Raw genomic sequence first — 19,956 nt, forward strand, 5'->3', positions numbered from 1 at the left:
AAATATGGAGTGGGTATTTTGGAAAACAAGAGAAAGAGATGACACTCTCAAAGATATATTTAAATATAAGCTAAGTCTATATTTCAAAAAACAAAAGCTCTATACAATAAATCTTGCTGATGAATTTTTATCTATGGAACTAAAAGAAATATTAAACTCTATAGGAGATAATGAGGTTCTGCCTATTTCATCATTACGTGAAGTTAATATGGATGAGGTAATGCCTTATTTTAAGAAGACAATTAATTTAGAAGATAATGAGGAACTTTTTGAACAAGTGTTAAATGAAGTAGAATCGAGTTTTAAAATAAGATATTCTATTCATCTCAAGAACTATTTAGTCACTATAATTCCAGATCAATTGAACAATAAGCAAACTTCGTTATTAGAAGTAATGTGTATTCAGTATTTTTTGAAATTTGCTCATCTATTAGTAAATGAAAAGAGCGATTCTACTAAAGAGCTATTTGATATTCGATTGCGAATTTATACTTATAGATTTGAAACATTTCGTCTTATTTTAAAATCTTCTATAAGTCGAGATTCAACATGGAAAGAAATAATCCAAGCATCTTATGAAAAAGAATTTGAAAAATTTGTGGATTTCATTACCAATTATGATTTTAAACTGTATATGCTTCCACATGATTTGAAAAAATGGTTACATGCCGCTTCATATTCTACTACCGAAGGCGAAGATATAGAAAGTATTCAAATTGATACTTTAGTAGATTACTTAATTGATGATTTTTCTAGCAGAAAAAAAGAAAAAATAATGAAATATAATAATCAATTTATTAAGCTCCAAAATATATTTTATTTACCTAGATTCGATGTTGACAAAAATTTTGAATTTGAACAAAGCAATATTTTTGGAAGGTTATTAGAATGGTTTCTCCCAATAAAAAAAGCACCAAGATTGGTAGCAGCTATTGTTATTGGCCTAATTCCTGTTTTAATGACAGGAGAGTTAAATGAATGGGCATTTAATAAATTGCCGTGGTTAATTGGTAATGAGATAAATTATTTCGGTATATTTTTAACGGTTTTTGTTTTTATAATATCTTGTTGGATATGTAAAAAATATATCGATGTAGAAGTAAAAAACGTCTTAGGTTATACAAATTTTGCTTCAAGACGTAAAAGTAATGTTCTGTTTAGCAAAGGCTTAAGGTGTAGTTTTTCATTAACCTTGATTGGACATTTGTTCTTCACTAGTAAGTTTATGTTGGATTTATTAGATACATTAAAGGAAAAGTGTGATTCAAATCTGCCTAAGATATTTATAAAGGACTCTAATTGGATAGAAATTGCTTTATTTAAGGAAAAGTGCGTTTCTATTCTACCTAAGATATTTATATTTAACTTTAATGGAATAGAAATTACTTTTTTCCCAGAATATTTTGTTATTCAATTTTCTATAGCATTTTTACTAGGCTTAATTATACAAGCTGTATGGGAGGATAAGCCTATCACTCAGCCACTATAGGATTAGGGAGGCATAATCATGTTCGAATATGGTGTTGTAAAAAAATATTTTAGTGATCGTGGCTTTGGTTATATAACTGTTAAGGGACAAAGTGATATATTTTTTCGCATAAACAAAGTTCAAACAAGTACTGGAAATATTACAGAAGGAACTAAGGTTAAAGTTGATACCGAACCAAGTAAAAAAGGGGGATTACAAGCTAAGACAGTTATGATTCTAGATACATTTCACAACCCATATAATTTTGTGAGACCTTTAAATATTCCTGATATCGAAAGTGAAGTAACTAGGAAAGCGGCTCCAAGTCATATAAAGCTATCTGGTCAAAGTGGGGTAATTAAGGCTACTATTTCTACAAAGTCACCGTTTTGTATAATAGGTAAAGAAGTAGACGAGGTATCTTTAGATGATTCAAAAACTCATAAGACTTACGATTTTTATAAAACGGGTAATAAATATATTGTACCAGGTAGTTCTGTTAGAGGGTCCATTCGTTCTATATTTGAAGCAATTACTAACTCTTGTTTTAGTATTCTTAGTGAAAATGATAAAGATGAACATAATCGTCCTTTATTTTATCGTGGAGAGATGGGAGAATCTAATAAGATTATTCCAGCTAAAGTTATATACGATAAGAAAACTAACACATATCAAGCAGAACTATTTACAGGTCATGTAAAAGACCCTGATGTGGAAAAAAATTTACAATATGCTGCATGGGTATTTAAGTATGGAACCGCTGGAAAGAAAAAAGATAATGCTAAGAAAAACATTTCTTATAACGAAGAATATAAAAAACGATTTATTGATAAACCATCAGATCGTATGAAATTATCGCACGGTCAAAAAGTATACGCAAAGCTAGAAGAGATTAAATATAATAAACAGACTCAAAGAAATCCAATTACTTTTACTTTTTATTCAGTAAAAGAATTTAGTACAACTCCCAAAAAAGATTATATCGAAGGGTACTATTTTGAATCTGGTTATGAAGGAGATAGAAACGCTGACAATAAGCATGATGAACGATTTTTTTATCGTATTTCAAATAAGTGCAAAAAAATAAAAGAAAAACTTCCTATTGATGATGTGGTCATACAGAAATATAATGCTTTACTAACGAACTATGTTAAGACAAATTGGGATAAGGAAGAAAAGAACTTGAATCTAAAAGCAGGAAATTCCAAACATAGTCGACATATTCAGCAAAAGGAAAAAGCATTGAATAAAGATAAGCCTAACTTTGTATATGTCAAGGTCTCTAAGGACTATAAGCAGATTGAAGCTATCTATCCAGTTATGATGTCAAGAACTCAATATAAGTATTCGGTCTTAGATTTATTAGATTCTAGTCTTCATCATTGTAAAGAATATGATAAACTTTGTCCTGCTTGTCGTCTTTTTGGTTGGGTTAAATCTGAAAAACTTTATCCTGAAGCTGTTCAAAATAATGAAAATAGTGAACAACTTGAGGATAAACATAAGAAATCAGATTCATATAAGGGTAGAGTACGCTTTAGTGATGCTGAACTAAAAAGTTTCAATTCTTTCCCTAAACGTTACATATTGAAACCTTTAGGTGAGCCATCTCCAACTGCTATTCCTTTATATTTATACGATTCAAACTCAGTAGAGGATTTATCCAATTATATTCACGCGTATAATGAAAAACACCTCACACTCAGAGGAAGAAAAATGTACCTAGACCATGGTAAACAAGGAAAATCTAAACATTATGAGTTACTTGATACAAAAAATAGTATTGAAAAAACGAATTTAAATCGTACTATTACAGCTTTTGATCCAGGGACTGAATTTACTTTTTCTATTGAATTTCAGCAACTCAGGGATATTGAATTAGGTGCGCTTTTATGGGCTTTAGAATTAGAACCTGACATCTATCATCATTTTGGGTATGCTAAACCGTTTGGAATGGGAAAAGTTAAAGTGAATATTGAAAATATATCACTTAATACACCTATAAAAGATAGTTATTTGAAATGGGATAGTCCAGGTTTAAAAATAGTAAACTTGAAAGAAAAGGATTACTATGTTTCTATCTTTAAAAAAGAATTAGAAAAGATTTATGGCAAAGCTTTTGAAGAGTTAGAAAATTACAAGGATTTATCTAGCATCCTGTCTCCGAAAGTAAAAAATGATATCATGTATCCACCTGGACAAGAAGATATTAAAAAGAGTTATCAATGGTTTCAAAAAAATAAAAAATGGAATGGTAAAAAGAAGGCTTCAGAATACAAAAATGTATTACCTTTGGCTTCTAGTATATCTGATGATTCTGGATTTCCTAAAAAATTTTAGAATGTTATCAAGAAGTTACAATCATTGAAAATATAGTTTTTAAATTTATTATAAAAGGGAGAAGCATGCTCTTTTGTTCATTCATTGCTTCTCCTGACTTAATTATGCATGAAAGAAAATTATTATATTATTGGTAAAATGTAAAATAGACGAATCTCTTGAGGTGACGATATGCTTCATACACAATTTTCTATTTTATTCCCCGATCACATCTACCAAGCAGCATGGACCAAATTACAAAAAAACGGCTCAGACGCTGCGGGAGTAGATAGAGTCAAATTATCAGACATCGAGGCGAACCCAGAAGAATTTATAGAAGGTATAAAACGAAAACTCGTTACAGGTCTATATACTCCCTCTGCAATAAAAGAAATTTCTATATCTAAAAATGATGGAAAATTTAGAAAAATAGGTATTTTAACAATTGAAGATCGTTATATTCATATGCTTGTGAAATGTTGGCTTGAGCCATTTTGTCTTCATCGTTTCAATGAAAATAGCTATGCCTATCAACCGGGTAAGTCAGCGTCACAGGCGGTAGGAAAAATAGAGCAATGGATTAAGGATGGGTATGAGTGGATTGGTGAGACGGATATCAGCAGTTTCTTTGATGATATCGACCATGAAATATTGAAACAGCAAATCACTCGCTTTGTGAAGGATCCAGAAAAAATATCCTTTATAGAATATTTATTGAGTATACAGGAGAAGGGTGTTATACAGGGAAGCCCATTGTCTCCTTTATTGGCTAATATTTATTTGCATGAGTTTGATGAGTTTATGTCACGAGAAGGTAGGCCGTATGTAAGGTTTTCAGATGATTTAATAGTCATGGAAAAGTCCAAGGAAGCTATCGAAATGCGCATGCAATTTATGAAACAATCGCTTCATATGTTGAGATTAGATATAAATGATGATAAAACAGGGACCCGAAATATTGGGGAGACATTTGAATTTTTAGGGTATCGTTTCAATAAACAGGGAAAACAGGCAGGAGAAGAAGGAGTTTCCTCCCTTGTGAAACGCCTTGAAGAAATTTATAAAACCGAAAATGAGCAGGAAATTAGAGTTGAAAAGTATAAGCAAGTAGTAAACGGATGGCGGCAGTATTTTCAATCGATTCCATGGAAAGAGCTGCAGCATGCAGAGCAAATGCTGCTTGCATTAGAAATGGAAGAGAATCAAAGTCTTATTCCAGAAATATATGAAGTGATCCGCAGTAAAATAACACGTGAAACGATTGATGAGTGGCAGCTTTCTCAATTGATGCAAATGGCAGTTTTATCGGAGGCTCAAGTGGATGCTCTTTTTTATGCAGCATTACTGTATGAAGACAAAGGAGTACTAGAGTCGAATCAGAAAAAGGTCTTGCAGCACTTTAGAATAAAGGAAGAGCATGCGACGGCCTTATTTCAATATTTAGTACAAGTTCATAGACAGGAAGAAGAAGCACTTACCAATTGTTTAGAGTGGCTTGTAAGCGAGCAGCACTTTGAACTCGCACAGCTTCTCCACGACGCACAATCGCCAATTGCGGCAACGATGACAGAAACACAAACCGAAAGTGTTCAAAAGGACCCAGAAAGTGTATTCTTCCATTTTCAACATTTGTTTTCTGGCTATGAAAATATGTTTCTCATGGAAGAATTGATAGAAGGAAAACGCCGCTTTCAAGAGATTCGTAGGCCATGGCATACAGAAGATATTGAAAGTCACTATAATGGTGAAATTACACTGGCTCAATATATTATTCGCTCAAATAAAACATTAAAGTATGTCATTGTGGATATAGATATCAGTAAAAGAGTGTTACATGAGATTGATGGTGACGAAACAGCTTTTCAGAAAAAGAAAAAAGAGGCATTTGAAGACGCTGTACGCATATATAGCACTTATAAGGAGCTTGGATTTTCTCCTTACCTGGTAGATAGCGGCTTTCGTGGATATCATGTATGGGTATTTTTTGAAGAGCCACTACATATTCAAGAAGCTTACGAATTTGTCCATACTGTAACTGCGAAAGCAGGTACACCTACAGATGGTATCATCTGGGAAGCGTTTCCGAAGCAGCGTAAACTGAGACCAGATCATTTTGGACAAGCAATTAAGCTTCCTTGGGGAAAACATACAAAGACGAAGCAGCAGTCGTGGTTTATTGACGAAACAGGGGAAGTAATCGAAGACCAATTTGCATTACTTTTAAACATTAAGCTTGCAGCTAAAACCCAAGTACATCGAGTAACAAGGCAAGAAAACCTTAATACGAACCGATTGCCGATAGGACAAATAGAACTTCCTCGTTCTGTTCGTACGGTATTATACGGTTGTCCAATTGTAAAACATATCGTAGACAAAGCAGAGCAAACTTCATATTTGAATCATCAAGAACGTTTGCTTTTGTTAAATGTATTTGGTCCAATGGGAAAAGAAGGGCATGATTTTATTCATAAAATCATTTCTTATACGATGAATTATAACCAAAAGACAACGCAAAAATTTATCAATCGAAGCTACAATAAACCGATAAGTTGCGTTAGAATCCGGGAGCATTTTCCGAGTCTTACGTCACAATTGCCATGTAATTGTGTATTTAAAACGAGAAAAGGTCAATATCCGTCACCAGTATTGCATCATGGACCGCTAACACCTCTCGCCGAGGCGAAGAAAGAACCTGTTCCTAAAGCGGAATCCAACACAAAGCCGACCGATTCTAAAAATGTTACAGATGCACCTTCATCAACTGAAACAAGAGAAAATAAAAAGGAAAATTATCAAACAAAAGTGAACGAGCTTGCTACGAAGCTCGTAGAACTGAGGAAGCATCAGCGTGGGCTTCAAAAGAATGTCCGTAAGGTGGAACAAGAGCTGCAAAGTCTTTTTAGTGAGCTGCAAACGGAGCGTATGGAAACACAATATGGATACCTTGTTTGCCGCAAGGAACAAGATACAATACATTGGGTGATTGAGCTTTGAGTAGTTTGTATGTAACTGAACAAGGGGCTATGTTAAGAAAGAGCGGTGAACGTCTGATTGTAAGCGCCAAGGAACAACCATTATTAGAACGGCATTTTCGTGATATTAGGAGAGTATTGATATTTGGGAACATTCAAGTTAGTACTCAAGTTATTACAGAATTTTTAAGACATGGCATAGATGTTAGTTATTTCTCTACTTTTGGCACATTTAGAGGAAAATTAGTGGGGGCGACTTCAAAAAACATATATTCACGATTAGCTCAGATAACTAGATATCAAGATAAGCAGTTTTTGTTATCTTTGGCCAAAACCACCGTTTCTAAAAAATTGGAAGCTCAAATTAAGATATTAAAAAAGAGAAGATTTGGTGTTAAACAAGCAGATCCAGTCTTACAAGAAGCAGTAAAATTAATTTCACAATCTTTGGCTGAAATATCAAATGCACAATCAAATGCTTTGTTAAGGGGATTAGAGGGAAGTGCGGCACGTGCATATTTTTCGAGTTTCGATGTGTTATTGCCATCAGAATTTCCTTTTGAAAAAAGAACCCGTCGTCCCGCATTGAACCCTATGAATAGTGCATTGAACTTTTCATATACTTTATTGCTAAATGAAGTTAATAATGTATTAGAGTCATATGGGTTTGATGTGATGCTTGGTTTTTTCCACAGTGTACGCTATGGCCGTGTAAGCTTAGCTTTAGATGCAATGGAGATATTTAGACCATTATTAGTAGATCAATGGCTTCTTCAAATCATTAGACAGAAAAAAATTCAGTACAAACACTTTTACTTTAACGAGAAAAAAGGGGTGTACTTTACTGATGAAGGTCGCAAAATTTTCCTTCAACTATTCCAGCAATGGCATACTACAATGCACTATCGTGATCTTATTGAAAAGCTCGTTAAAAGTCTAGAAATTGCATATTTAGAAGGAGAAGTTGAGCATTATGCCAATGCAACCGAAGAAATATTACTTGGTTTGTTATGATATAGAGGAAACAAAAAGAAGAAATAAAGTTGCAAAGAAATTAAAGGATTATGGTGTACGAGTTCAAAAAAGTATTTTTGAAGCATATTTAGATAAAGATAGTTTGGATCAAATGGTAGAAGTAATTACTCCGTTTGTTTTGGAGCAAGATTCATTGCGCATATACTCGCTTAATAAATCTGCATTTCAACAAACTTTAGTATACGGGCAATCGTTTTACTATGATCCTGAAGAAGATGTAATTATATAAAAATGGGTAGTAGAATGGGATAAGTAATAAAATAAAACCATTCTACTACTAAATATGTATGCAGTAAAAAATGCTTAAAAACACACAGTAGCATGTAGGTATTTAAAGATAATAAAATAATTGAAAATCAATGGAGATTAAAAGGGACAAGTAGGTTAGATTTATTTATTATAAAAATATCAAAACCATTTAGTTTACATAATATGTTTTGTCCATAGTCAACATTCTCGGCACCATACATTTTAGCTCTTGAAACCTTTGAGAGAGTAGGGTAGAATAAAGGTACTATAGAAATAAAAAAACCTCGTTCAGAGGATTAACACAAAGGTGTTATTATTGTTTTTTTGTTTTTAGTAGGAAGATAGAAATAAAAAAACCTCGTTCAGAGGATTAACACACGTATTCCTTCATGGTGTTAACCCCCTTGTTGTGTGCTATAGAAATAAAAAAACCTCGTTCAGAGGATTAACACATATGACAAAGTTGCTTTGGCATATCCCTTTCTAAATAGAAATAAAAAAACCTCGTTCAGAGGATTAACACATTTTCTAATGTTTTTTTCATTTTTTTTCTCCTCCTTCATATAGAAATAAAAAAACCTCGTTCAGAGGATTAACACATTCTCTTCTTCTCTTATTTCTTGCATTATTGGTTTGATAGAAATAAAAAAACCTCGTTCAGAGGATTAACACAAGCCGTCCGGGAGGCAAGCCCGAACGATGTCCTGTTGCAGATAGAAATAAAAAAACCTCGTTCAGAGGATTAACACAATTAGAATAATCCCTAAAACTAAAGCGAATTTTGAAAATAGAAATAAAAAAACCTCGTTCAGAGGATTAACACTTTCAAACCAGCCACTCCAAGAGTCTTCTATCTCTTATAGAAATAAAAAAACCTCGTTCAGAGGATTAACACATGAATTCTGCATCTCCTACTAAGACTGCGCTAAAGGTTGTTATAGAAATAAAAAAACCTCGTTTAGAGGATTTGAAGAATCCATTATGTATTATGTGGGACATGAAAAAACACCTCCGCTTGATTCGTATACTACAGATACGAATCAAGCGGAGGTGTTTTTCATTTGGGAACAAGAATTCATTGTCCAGAAGAAAAGAAGTGGAAAGTCATTGAAATAAAGGAAGAGGCTATTCCAATCGAACCATTATGGAAACATCGTTGATTAAAAATGTCACCTAAATTAAAACATGGATAAAGTGGCATCGTACGGATCAGATCCATCAATTTCAACAACCAGTATTTATAGAAACTTAGGCTAGAAAAAGAGAAGGGCTCTGAAAATTATACTGTATTTAAGAAAAGTGACGTGATTCTTTCAACTCTTCCTTTTAGAAGTCAACTGAAATACTGGTTTAACTCTAGTTCTATGAGGTGATGTGTTTAAGTCTATGATATGCTTTCTATTATTGAATTTTAACAATACTATTTTAACAATAAAACATGACCGATGTCATGTTTTTATTGTTATTATCCTTCTCTTCTTTTTTTAGTTAGACTGAAAGCAGAGTCATACATCCTGTTTTTTCTATTTTTAGTTTGCTGCTTGAATACACTTTTTTGAATGGAATGAAAGCGCCATTTATAAAAAAATCCGCGTAACTTATCACTTTTTATTAGAAGACCAACTAGTACAGGTAAAGTTATACATGGTATAAGAATTGCATAATGAAGAAAAGTACTTGCATCACGTGGCTGTATATTTGCTGTAAAGACAGGTCCCCAGGAAACCAATGTCAGTAAACCTAAACCTACGGAAAGCCACCAAGACCTATCTTGCTGTATAAATCCTGTAAGCTGTTCTAATTGTGTGGTAATGTCGTTGTATAAATGTTCACTTTGAAATTGAGATTGCCATCGATCCCATAAGAGTTGTGCTTGTGGTCGAAGACTAATATGAGAAAACCAAGCCTTATTAGTAAAATTTAAGAATAGTTTTCTGAAGTATATGATTAGTTTCCGTTTCAAAATAAGGTTTTCAACATCTGATAACTCTAATGAGATTTTATTAAGGAAATCAATTTGATATAACGCCATTAATGTTAAATCTCTATATAAGGAATGGTGATATCGTTTGTAATGATTTTTGTTAAAGGGTTTGGAAGTATCAATAATAGTGATACTTCCGCATAATGAGAAAGTTTGAATACGAGATGCGAATTGCCAAAGCGCATCTTTACATTCTTTTTCTAATAGCCGTTCACCAGCAGCTAGTTGGAAAAAGTTTTTAAATACAGGCAAATAAGGGTTATTATTATTAATAAATGTTTCATCATCTACTTCCAATAAACTGTAGCCAAATACTTTACTGACTGAGGAAGTAACTTCATGATTTATAGGGGCTAATAATTCATTTGCATAGTTCAATATAGTTTGTTTTTTTCCTTCCACTTCAATCTGTATATGTTTTGACCGAGAGTCTAGACTTGTTAACGAGCTATTTATTGCACAAATATCGTCAGGTACTCCAGTTGCATGGATTTTCAGGATTAAATAGGCCTGGGTTGGGAAACAAACGATGTTACCTTCGCTAATGAAAATATTATATTGTTTATTTTCAATCTCGTAATCTATTCCTTGACATGATAAGACAGCCTTTGTTTTTAAGAGCTTATGATACCATTTTGTGTCTTCGTATAAAAAAGAAGAGATGGCCTCAATGAAGTATGTACTATATAAATTATAAAATTCTTTTGTTTTTTCATTCCAGTCAATGAAGAGTTTTTTATTATCTGTCATTGAAGAAATAGGTATAAATAGTTCTGTAGTGACTTCCACCATTTGTGAAATAAAAGGTTTTGACATAACTTCTCTCCTTTTTGTTTTTTCAATCTGTAAACCTATTTAAAAATTCCCGCAAACTAAACCTCGTTTTTGTATACTTATGTCATATATTTGAATGTATGTATGTTAAATATATATTAACTATAGTAACTGAGTTATGTATAAAATAGAGGCAACGTATCAATAGAATTTTCAATGCAGGGTGGGAATATTATACTGAACCAGTAAGAAAAATGATAATCTGTAAGTTATAATACTATATAAGAAAGGAGTTGTCTTTCTTTATGACATGAAGAACTTGGGCGTCAGAAGAAAAAATAAATACTAGATTCTTTAATTAAACTAAGAGATATTCGATCTTTAAAACTTTCTAGTAAGAAAAAAAGTTGATTGCAAGAAACAAAACGACACACCTATAAAATAGGGGGAAAATCATATAAAGCGTGTCATTTGTTTAATATAATAATTTTTGTTTTGAAATAAGAGGAAATTAGATAAAAAACCTCGATTGATATAATGAATTTTTTTGATAACCATAGTTAGTTTACATAATATTTTTGGCCAAATAAAAAAATAAGAAAGGCGTGTAATTTAGCACTTGAAACCCTTGAGAGAGTAAGATAAAATTTAGGTACAGTATAAATAAAAAAACCTCGTTTAGAGGATTAACACAAGAATTGTTCAATTCTCTCTAAATCTTCCTCTGTGTGTATAAATAAAAAAACCTCGTTTAGAGGATTAACACATATTATAATGCCTTGATTTGGCTTAAAAGGTCTTCGTATAAATAAAAAAACCTCGTTTAGAGGATTAACACATGCTTACTCGTTCTCCATAATACTTTATTAATTTTTCGTATAAATAAAAAAACCTCGTTTAGAGGATTAACACAAGAATGGGACCGGTGAAGCGAACACCAAGTCCTCTACGTATAAATAAAAAAACCTCGTTTAGAGAATTACCATTTGAAATTTTGCATTTTAATCTCTATAAACCTATTGGCTTCATGTTGCTAGAATTTATAACGGAACCTTTTGTCGATATACAAAATACAAAGCAAACCACCTAAGTATACAATAGGTGGTTTGTTTCTTTTTGGGCTTTACTAGTTTTTACCTGTTACGGATGTTCTAGCTGCTAAGCATTTTGGTAGGAAGCTTATATTGATCAAGAAGGAACGGGTTCTAACAGAGAAATTTATATAAAATGAAAGAATGTATGAAAGTAATAACACAAATTCTGTAATTGCATATAACTAGAAGGTCTAAGGATAAGATCATTAATTAATACTAAGGAGAAGTGCTCTGTATTGAAAATCGACATTCTATTATTTCTTTAACGGGAAAATCCTGGAAGGTTTGCATGATTATCGGCATGAGGGCATAAGCGGTCATGGATTCGAGGGTTTTATGAAATCAGAGTATTTTTTGTTTAAATTGGTTCATATGGGGATTTTTCACAATTGTTAATAGCAATTTGATGGAGGATCACCCCTCCATCAAAAAAATTGTTTAGTCATGTAAGCTCATGACCTGAAACAGGCTAGGATTCCAGTCGTTTCTCATAGCTTGTTGAGAACGCCACAGGTTTCCTAACAGATTTGGCATCATTTGTTTTGACGGGATGATATCGTGCTTTAAGAAGTATAAGTAATATTGCAGATAGAGTAATCCCACATTTTGCTCAATATGAAGATTGTCAAAGTAGTATTTGTTTTCTGTGACAGTTGCAAATGAATGCGTTTCTACTCCAGTAATAAAACGAGTTTCTAAGTTGTTGAATACATTAGAAAGATAATGAAAAGAATCTATGATTTGCGGGTCATCTTCTCCGTCAATTAAAGCTGCTCGTGCTTGAAATTTGGGAGAGAGCAGACTTAACTCCTCTGTATAAACGGCCAGGTGAGTTATGGCTTTGTCAAAGTTAGTTAGATTGTAACATAAGCCAAGTTGTTTCATTTGTGTAGCCAGCCAAGTTTCTTCCATCTGATTTTTTAAATAATCAGGAATCATTACTTGTCTTTTTAACTTGGCTTCTTGAAGCGAGCTTACAAAAAAGGATGTAAGATAATACCAGTTGTTATGATCATCTTTTGTTAATAGAACGGAGCTTATTTGACTATGTTTATAAGATGTAAAGCGGGCAGTGCAGTCAAAGTTAAAGTCATCATTTGTGTGCAGCAAGTAATCGGAATGTAGTTCTGGCTCTGTGATAGGAACGGCTGTAAAGAGGTGGATTTTCAATCCATTCATATGTTCACTTCCTTAGCTGTTAATTAATAGTATAAATGGATTAATCGTTAAAAGAGATAAGAGAATACAACATCTTTTTAACTTGAATAATGGATATGTTTAATATATTAACGAGAATGGTCTAATACTGGTTTTCTGTTATAAGAGTATAAAGAGTTTTTTATATATGCAGTAGAGTACATTTTTTCGAAACGTATTTTAAAGTCCCCTCGAAGCGATGCTACATTCTAGCTAGTATTCCCCTCATACAAAGAAAATATTGTTTTATTGCAAATGAAAAGTGCTGTTATGTTGGATTGAGAAAGCTGTCGGTGGCGAGATGAAATCGATTTGGTTTGAATGTGATGCCGCAGAAAGCTATAAGTGTCGAGATTGCACATTTCAAATTGCTTCATTATGAGTGAACAACAGTGTTCTATAGAAGACAGGAGTGATACAGGTATATAGGAGTTAATGTAATCTGCTTTGGATGTCCAACAATGGTCCTAAACAGTATCAGTTTTGAAATACCGCTCCGATTATGTCCCCTATGTTACAAATGCACAGTTTCATAGTCATTCGTATGTCCTATTTTTCTATTTGGAATGCCTTACTTCTTGTCATATATCTCGTCTCTGTACATATAAGTTGTAAGGATAACCTTTGTCTGTGGTTATCCAAATTTACGCAGGGGAAAAAGGTGGCGAGAAACATGAAGCAATTCCTTCTTATTGCCACGAGCTTCATTGTTGTATTGGGCTTGTTTGCAGTACCGGTTCAGGCGCAGGAAACAGGAACGAAAGCAAAGGAAGTGGCGCTGGTATATGATGATTCGGGAAGCATGAGGGTGAATGAAAATGCGAACGGGACGAAGACGCCGATTCATCGCTGGCAGTATGCAAATTATGCCCTGCAGAGCTTTATTAGCTTATTAGATGAAAAAGACTCGTTTTTTTACGTTCCGATGAGCAAGCCGAGCCAATTTATACCGGTCCAGCTAGCGTCGAAAGAACGTCAGGTGGAGATCAACAATATCCGAAGTTGGAAGGAAGCGAAAAATACTCCATTTGATGCTGTTGTGACCGCCATCAATGAATTAAAAGCAAGGGCTGAGAAGGAACAGAAGAAAGAGTATTGGCTGATTGTTTTGACGGACGGCGCCTTTAATAAGCTTGAAGAGCAGCAAGAGGCTATCTCAAATACGCTAAAGAGTTTCATGACAGGAATGCAGAAAAAAGGGATTACCACTCATGCGGTGTTAATTACCGTCGAGTCGAGTCTGCAGCCAAGTGAGCAGCAGCAAATGGAGCTGTTTAAGTCGATTTGGAAGGAAACGACGGACGGCACCATCATTCCGAGCGAAGATGATCAAGGGATTATCGATAGCATTAATACAGTGGCCGCGATGATGACCAATCGCGACAGCACCTCATCTATAAATGACGGGCTCCAAGTCAAGCTCTCAAACAACGAAGCAATTGTCACCTCTATTTTTCCGCTCACTCGTCTTACCATCGTTCAACAAATAAATAATATGCAGTCTGTTCCTTTGCTTCAAAAGGTTGAGTTTGCAAATAAGTCTTCTTCTCTCAATATGGCAGGACCGTTTGAAATTATAACACCTGTTAGTACGGCAGGAGACAGTCCGCTTATTCAAGGCTATATTGCTCACCTGGAAGGAAAAAACGGGGTGCTTTCTCCAGGCGTGTACAATCTTCATTTTAATACAAAGGCTATTCACTTAGATAAAATGAAGGTTTTAGGGGAGCCGGCACTTGATTATGCCATTTCACTGTACCGTAAGGATGAAAATGGAACGTTATCAAAGGATACGAAAACCTTTTTTGAAAGCAGTCCAATGGTGATGGAGGTTTCCCTGCTGGAAAAAGGGACTAATAAGAAGCTGCAGCTAACAGGGTTGGATGTAGAATCGCTATTTACGGCAACGTACTCAATCGAAGGGAAAGAAGAAAAGCTGACGTGGAATAAAGAGCGAAACGCATTTCAATATGAGTTTACCATGCCGAGTCAAGCAGTAACAGGAGAAGTGGATGTTCGTGTAAAAGGGCTGTATAAGCAAACGAAGGAAATCAAGCTGCAGCCGATGTCGAAGCGCCAGCTCGATTTGCAGCTGGTTACAGGTAATTGGCTTGAAAAGGTGACCGAGTTAGCTTCATCAGAGCCTATCGTGCTGCAGCCAACCGTTAACGGACAGCCGATGACGGAGACAGAATTGAAAAAGGTGATGCACAATGTAAAACTTACACTTTCGAAACAGGTTCCATATACCATTTCGCAGCATAACAATCAAATCTTCATTACGATTCGTCCTGATATAAAAGGGATGCTGAATATAACGAAAACGGGAGATATTGAAGCGACAGCAGAATTAACAGGCTTGTATCCGGGAGAGCATGCAAACGTAGTGTTTCCGTTGACGATTCAGGATGTGTCGTTTATCGAACGAAACAAAGACTTTTTGGAATGGGTGATCCCGACAGCTGTACTGGTGATCATTGCTGGAGCGCTTTTAATCGGATGGCTTGTGCGGCCTCGTTTTAATCGAAAGGGTTTATTGTATGTGGAGATGAGGCAGATGCTGAAGTCTGATTTAGATGATCCTCCAGAGCCCGAGCTTTTAGTTACAGGCTGGTTGTCTCATTTTATCGGTGTGCCGTACCGGGCAGAGCGTAAAACGATTCAGTCCTTGCATCTAATCGCAAGGAAGGGTACAAATGCTATTTGGATAGCGAAAGAATCGCAGCTAAGCGGCATGATTATTGATGGTTCACGCCTGGATGAAGAGGATGCTGGCAAAGAGGTGCTTCCGCTTTATCCGAATCAAACGGTCATTATTGATCGGGGATATTGCACAGAGGTGTATCGTTATGAATGTGAGTAGCTTTCAACTATGAACAGCGGAGTGTGAGTAAAATGAGCATACAACCAACAATTTTAATTGGACTTGGCGGAATCGGGAGTACGATTGCGAGTAAGGTGTACGAACAAATTCCGCAAGAAAATCGAAAAAAAGTCGCCATTCATGTGTTTGATACAGATGTTAATATGATTAACAGCTTAAGTCACATTCAAAAATATGTTACGCAAACAAGCTCGATTAAAACGCCTCGGGAGTATTTGGCCGAGGACCCATCAATTCAAGACTGGTTTCCTATCGATCCAACGATTTTAGATAAGCCGCTGACAGAAGGAGCGGGGCAGCTGCGCGTTATGTCACGGTTGGCTCTGTTGGCCGCGATGAAGGAAGAAAAGCTAAATGCCTTTTGGCAGGAAATTGAAAAGATTTTTCCAGTCACGAGCGATAAAACGGAATACGGAGTCAGGGTGATTATTATTACCTCGCTTGCCGGGGGAACCGGCTCGGGGATGTTTTTACAAATTGCGTTGTATTTACGGGAAATGCTAAGAAAAAAGCTGCGTCATAACAATATTATCATTCGGGGTGCTTTCTTGCTTCCGGATGTGTTAGTCAAAACGAGAACGATCAGCGGGAAAGAGTTTGAATCAGTGCAGGCGAACGGATACGCATCATTAAAGGAATTGAATGCCATTACGCTTACCTCATCGGGAGAGCATTCTAAGCGTGAAGGGGTCACAATTCAGCTTGAGTACCGTCCGGATCAGGTTGATGTGGAAGGCAGAAACAATCATGTGATTTCAGAAAAGCATTTACCGTATAATTACTGCTTCTTATATGATTATGAAAATCTTCATGGTCATCATTTGCTGAACTTATCCGACTATATGGAGCAGATGACATCGACGATTTATTTGCAGCTATTTAGTCCGATTTCGGCGAATCATTTGTCACAAGAGGATAACCAAATTCAACAATTATCCGATTCAAACGGCAAAGCGCGGTATTGCGGAGCAGGAGCGGCAAAGCTGATTTATCCGTATCAAAACATTGTCGAGTATTGCTCATTAAAATGGGCGGTGCAAGGGCTTGAGGATTCATGGCTGCATCTTGATGATTTATATGAGGAAAAGCAAACCCGCTATGAAAAGGATGTTCGAAAGGGCATTCACCGCGAGAAGCTGGAGCGAGGAAAAAGCTTTGTTGAAGATTTGGAGCATTTAGCAACGCGTCCGGAGCGGCCGCATCCGTTTTATAAGCAAATTTATTTAGAAGCAAGAGAAGGGACAGATACCGGCAGATATGGTACATCCAAAGCAAAATTATTTTTAGAGGCGGTCGAGCATTATGTATCAGCTACCATTCAAAGGGACGAAGAGCTGAATAAGCTGCAAAAGGCGTGTAAAATCTCAAAAGCGAAATTGAAAATAACGGAGCAAACGAAAGGCGAGGTTGCGAGAGTCGATGCGGCAATCAAGCTGTATGCATATCAAATTGACACACGGGCATACGATTATGTAACGACGCTTGCATATGATATTTTGGATGCTGATCAATATGCCCCGGCAGGAAGCGAAGGACAATCGTATCAGCTCAATACGTGGTTTTTAAAGAAGCCGCATCCGGTTCATCCGCTTACTGCAAGGTATATGTTGTATGAAATAAAGAAGCTGGTGCAAGAGCGCATTTCTTCGCTTCGCCAGCAAAATGAATACAAACGCAATTTAATCAAGCAGTACGATAAAAAGTTCAATGTAAGCCATGTGGAGGGGAATGTCGGCGCGGTACGGCGTGTGGAAACAGCACAAAAGCAAGGATTTTTCAGCAAGCTCTTTAAAAATGAATTAAAGGTGTTTCAACGGGAATTTGATGAAGTAATCCCGCAGTATGTCAATAAGCTCAATGAGTATCGTAAGGATTTATTGCTTGAACTTGTTCTTTCCTCCCTTGAGCAATCTATTATAACGATGGTCGGCATTTGGGAACGGTTTTTTGATAATCTTCATGAAACACGTGAAAATTTGCTGCTTGAAATCGACCGCCGAGCGAATGAGTTTGAAGGAAGAACAAATCCAACAAATATCTATGTGCTGGCTACAAAAGAAATGCAGGAACAAATGTGGAACAGCATCTACCGCAGCATTGACAGCGGCATGCTGCCAAGAGATATTTCTTCGGAAATTTATGTGAGCCATTACCGAAAATATTGTCAAGGTATGGATAATAAGCAAAGCGAACCGTTTAAGGTTGAAGAGTTTTATCGCGAAAATGTGCTCGCCTACTGCCGAAAAGAGCTGCAAAATCGTTATCATGATAAGCTTGGACTTTCTATTATTCAGGCCCTTCGGAAAGAAGCAAGCTTCAAAGGTGAGGCAGTGAACTCCTATGTGACAAGAAAGATAGATGAGCTGATGCCATTATCCAGTCCGTTCATACCGAAAATTATGAATCACCGCGAGCTCCATTATTGGGGAATGCATCCAGAGTCGAAAAAGGAGCTGAATGAACAGCTTGTGCAGGAGTTGTTTGAAGAAAAAGAAATTGCCGATACGGCATTTTCTCCGTACGAGTTAATTTGCTACCGCGCTCATTATGGATTATCGATACAAGATTTCCCAAAATTTTCGGCAGGGCAAGCGCTGAACGGATTCAGTGATGAACGGGGTGAATATTTTCAAGCATATTATCGAAAAATCAATAAATTAAATCGCAAAAAATCTAATATTACACCGCATCTGGATAAAAATTGGCACTTGCCTGCTTTTATGCCAGACTTGAACCCAAATCAAGCGGAGCTGGATCATAGTAAGTGCAACCGGGCATTTTTAGTTTCCCTCATTTATCACTGGATTAGCCTTGCTAAGGTTGATACAGAATATGTGTATCAATATAACGGTGTCGGCAGCAGCTCCCTTATTCAATCAGTAGGAAAATATGTAAGGGGAGATTTGCATAAGCTTCATCAAGCGCTGCTTCATAATCCGTTCATATATGAGAATATTATGGAACGGTATGAAGCGGAGAAAGAGGAAGCTTTATCGCGGGAATCCCATATTTATACACATGCGTTCATTCAAGGCGCACAGGATTTGATGTATTTAGGAAAAGAAAATATAAACAACATATTGGATGCAGTCATGCTGTATCGGTCAGAGGGCAGACGGGATAACAGTTTAGATGCTGCCGGCGAGGAATTGCTGAAAGTGTTGCTCGAAGAAATTGAAGGATATTTCAAAAAGCACTTCGGACCGGAATCTGAGCTTGCGGCAAAGCGTGAAGCGGCGATTTATATTGAACATCTGTGGAACCGCTGTGCAGCTAAGCAAATTTTAGACGAAGCGAGCTCACGCTATAAAACATGCTGGCATCATATTCAATCGAAGCTCGAAGCTCTGCACCCAGAGCTAGTAAAAAAAGAAGTATGATGACAAAAGGCACCTTGTTTGAGCAAGGTGCCTTTTTATTTGAGAGCATAACGTTTGCTTAAATCGGACAAACTGCTAGTAAGTTTGTATATATGGAGGGACATATCATGCCGTTTACAGATGGTTGGTATCAAGGATTCGGGCTTTATCCCGGCACATTTAATATGACATTTCATAATGACAGCAAGCAAAGCTATGAAGCCTATGATGTATTCGTCGACCAGGAATATGTCGGACAAAAGATGATGGCGAATGAATACGAGCATATCGCAGACATTGAAGATTTCCTGCGCGGTAGAGGCTTTGTCAATTTTAGTACAGCAATGGAAGGCGATCATTATGAAATTCACGTCCACGATGACGGGGAGCGCCAAGCCATTAAAGATAACCTGAATATGTATTTTCATAATCGTTAAAAGCACAGGCTCCCCTGTGCTTTTTCTTTTTTCTAAAGCTTGGTACTATGAAAGAGTGTGAAATCGGTGCGAGAGACGGAGATATCGGCGGAAATGGTGAAGATATTAGCAAAAGCAGCGTGAAATCGGCGAAAGTGGCGAAGATATCGGCAAAAGCAGCGTGAAATCGGCGGAAGTGGTGAAG

At 36.0% G+C, this 19,956-nt stretch carries 10 protein-coding genes, 1 pseudogene and 2 CRISPR repeat arrays; of the genes and pseudogenes, 9 read left to right on the plus strand and 2 right to left on the minus strand.

Annotated elements, in window-relative coordinates:
• The first annotated feature begins 4 nt into the window (after positions 1-4).
• The 6 genes and pseudogenes from J7Q84_RS05185 to J7Q84_RS18270 all read left to right on the plus strand — a co-directional run.
• Positions 5-1,489 (plus strand): hypothetical protein, encoded by a 1,485-nt coding sequence (locus tag J7Q84_RS05185; RefSeq protein ID WP_209093384.1) that lies wholly within the window; start codon positions 5-7, stop codon positions 1,487-1,489.
• Positions 1,490-1,507: 18 nt separating this feature from the next.
• Positions 1,508-3,808, plus strand: coding sequence for a TIGR03986 family type III CRISPR-associated RAMP protein (locus J7Q84_RS05190; RefSeq protein WP_209093385.1), 2,301 nt, complete (start codon positions 1,508-1,510; stop codon positions 3,806-3,808).
• A 171-nt stretch (positions 3,809-3,979) separates the two neighbouring features.
• Positions 3,980-6,781 (plus strand): CRISPR-associated primase-polymerase type A1, encoded by a 2,802-nt coding sequence (locus J7Q84_RS05195; protein ID WP_209093386.1) that lies wholly within the window; start codon positions 3,980-3,982, stop codon positions 6,779-6,781.
• Positions 6,778-7,773: a CRISPR-associated endonuclease Cas1 gene (gene cas1 / locus J7Q84_RS05200; protein ID WP_209093387.1), complete on the plus strand. Its 996-nt coding sequence runs from the start codon at positions 6,778-6,780 to the stop codon at positions 7,771-7,773. Before J7Q84_RS05195 ends, cas1 begins: the two co-directional genes overlap by 4 nt.
• Positions 7,733-8,023, plus strand: a complete 291-nt coding sequence (gene cas2 / locus J7Q84_RS05205; protein WP_209093388.1) for a CRISPR-associated endonuclease Cas2 — start codon at positions 7,733-7,735, stop codon at positions 8,021-8,023. The genes cas1 and cas2 overlap by 41 nt, the downstream gene beginning before the upstream one ends.
• Positions 8,024-8,310: 287 nt before the next feature.
• Positions 8,311-9,017: direct repeats of the CRISPR family, unit length 37 nt; unit sequence ATAGAAATAAAAAAACCTCGTTCAGAGGATTAACACA.
• A gap of 87 nt (positions 9,018-9,104) precedes the next feature.
• Positions 9,105-9,280 (plus strand): annotated as a pseudogene (locus J7Q84_RS18270) (IS3-like element ISBt2 family transposase); the annotation flags it as partial.
• 228 nt (positions 9,281-9,508) lie between these two features.
• Here the strand turns inward: J7Q84_RS18270 and J7Q84_RS05210 are convergent.
• A complete protein-coding gene (locus J7Q84_RS05210) occupies positions 9,509-10,843 on the minus strand; it encodes a hypothetical protein (protein WP_209093389.1) in 1,335 nt (444 codons plus the stop codon).
• 615 nt (positions 10,844-11,458) lie between these two features.
• Positions 11,459-11,788: direct repeats of the CRISPR family, unit length 37 nt; unit sequence GTATAAATAAAAAAACCTCGTTTAGAGGATTAACACA.
• A 545-nt stretch (positions 11,789-12,333) separates the two neighbouring features.
• Complete coding sequence (locus J7Q84_RS05215; protein ID WP_209093390.1) at positions 12,334-13,074, minus strand: hypothetical protein; 741 nt, start codon at positions 13,072-13,074, stop codon at positions 12,334-12,336.
• Between the two features lie 691 nt (positions 13,075-13,765).
• Here J7Q84_RS05215 and J7Q84_RS05220 point away from each other — a divergent pair.
• The 3 genes from J7Q84_RS05220 (at position 13,766) to J7Q84_RS05230 (ending at position 19,772) form a co-directional block, all read left to right on the plus strand.
• Positions 13,766-15,955 (plus strand): vWA domain-containing protein, encoded by a 2,190-nt coding sequence (locus J7Q84_RS05220; RefSeq protein WP_209093391.1) that lies wholly within the window; start codon positions 13,766-13,768, stop codon positions 15,953-15,955.
• Positions 15,956-15,987: 32 nt separating this feature from the next.
• Positions 15,988-19,356, plus strand: a complete 3,369-nt coding sequence (locus J7Q84_RS05225; RefSeq protein ID WP_209093392.1) for a tubulin-like doman-containing protein — start codon at positions 15,988-15,990, stop codon at positions 19,354-19,356.
• A 107-nt stretch (positions 19,357-19,463) separates the two neighbouring features.
• Complete coding sequence (locus J7Q84_RS05230) at positions 19,464-19,772, plus strand: hypothetical protein (protein WP_209093393.1); 309 nt, start codon at positions 19,464-19,466, stop codon at positions 19,770-19,772.
• Positions 19,773-19,956: the final 184 nt, after the last annotated feature.

The sequence above is a fragment of the Bacillus sp. 165 genome (assembly GCF_017742235.1).
Taxonomy (GTDB): Bacteria; Bacillota; Bacilli; order Bacillales; family Bacillaceae_G; genus JAGHKQ01.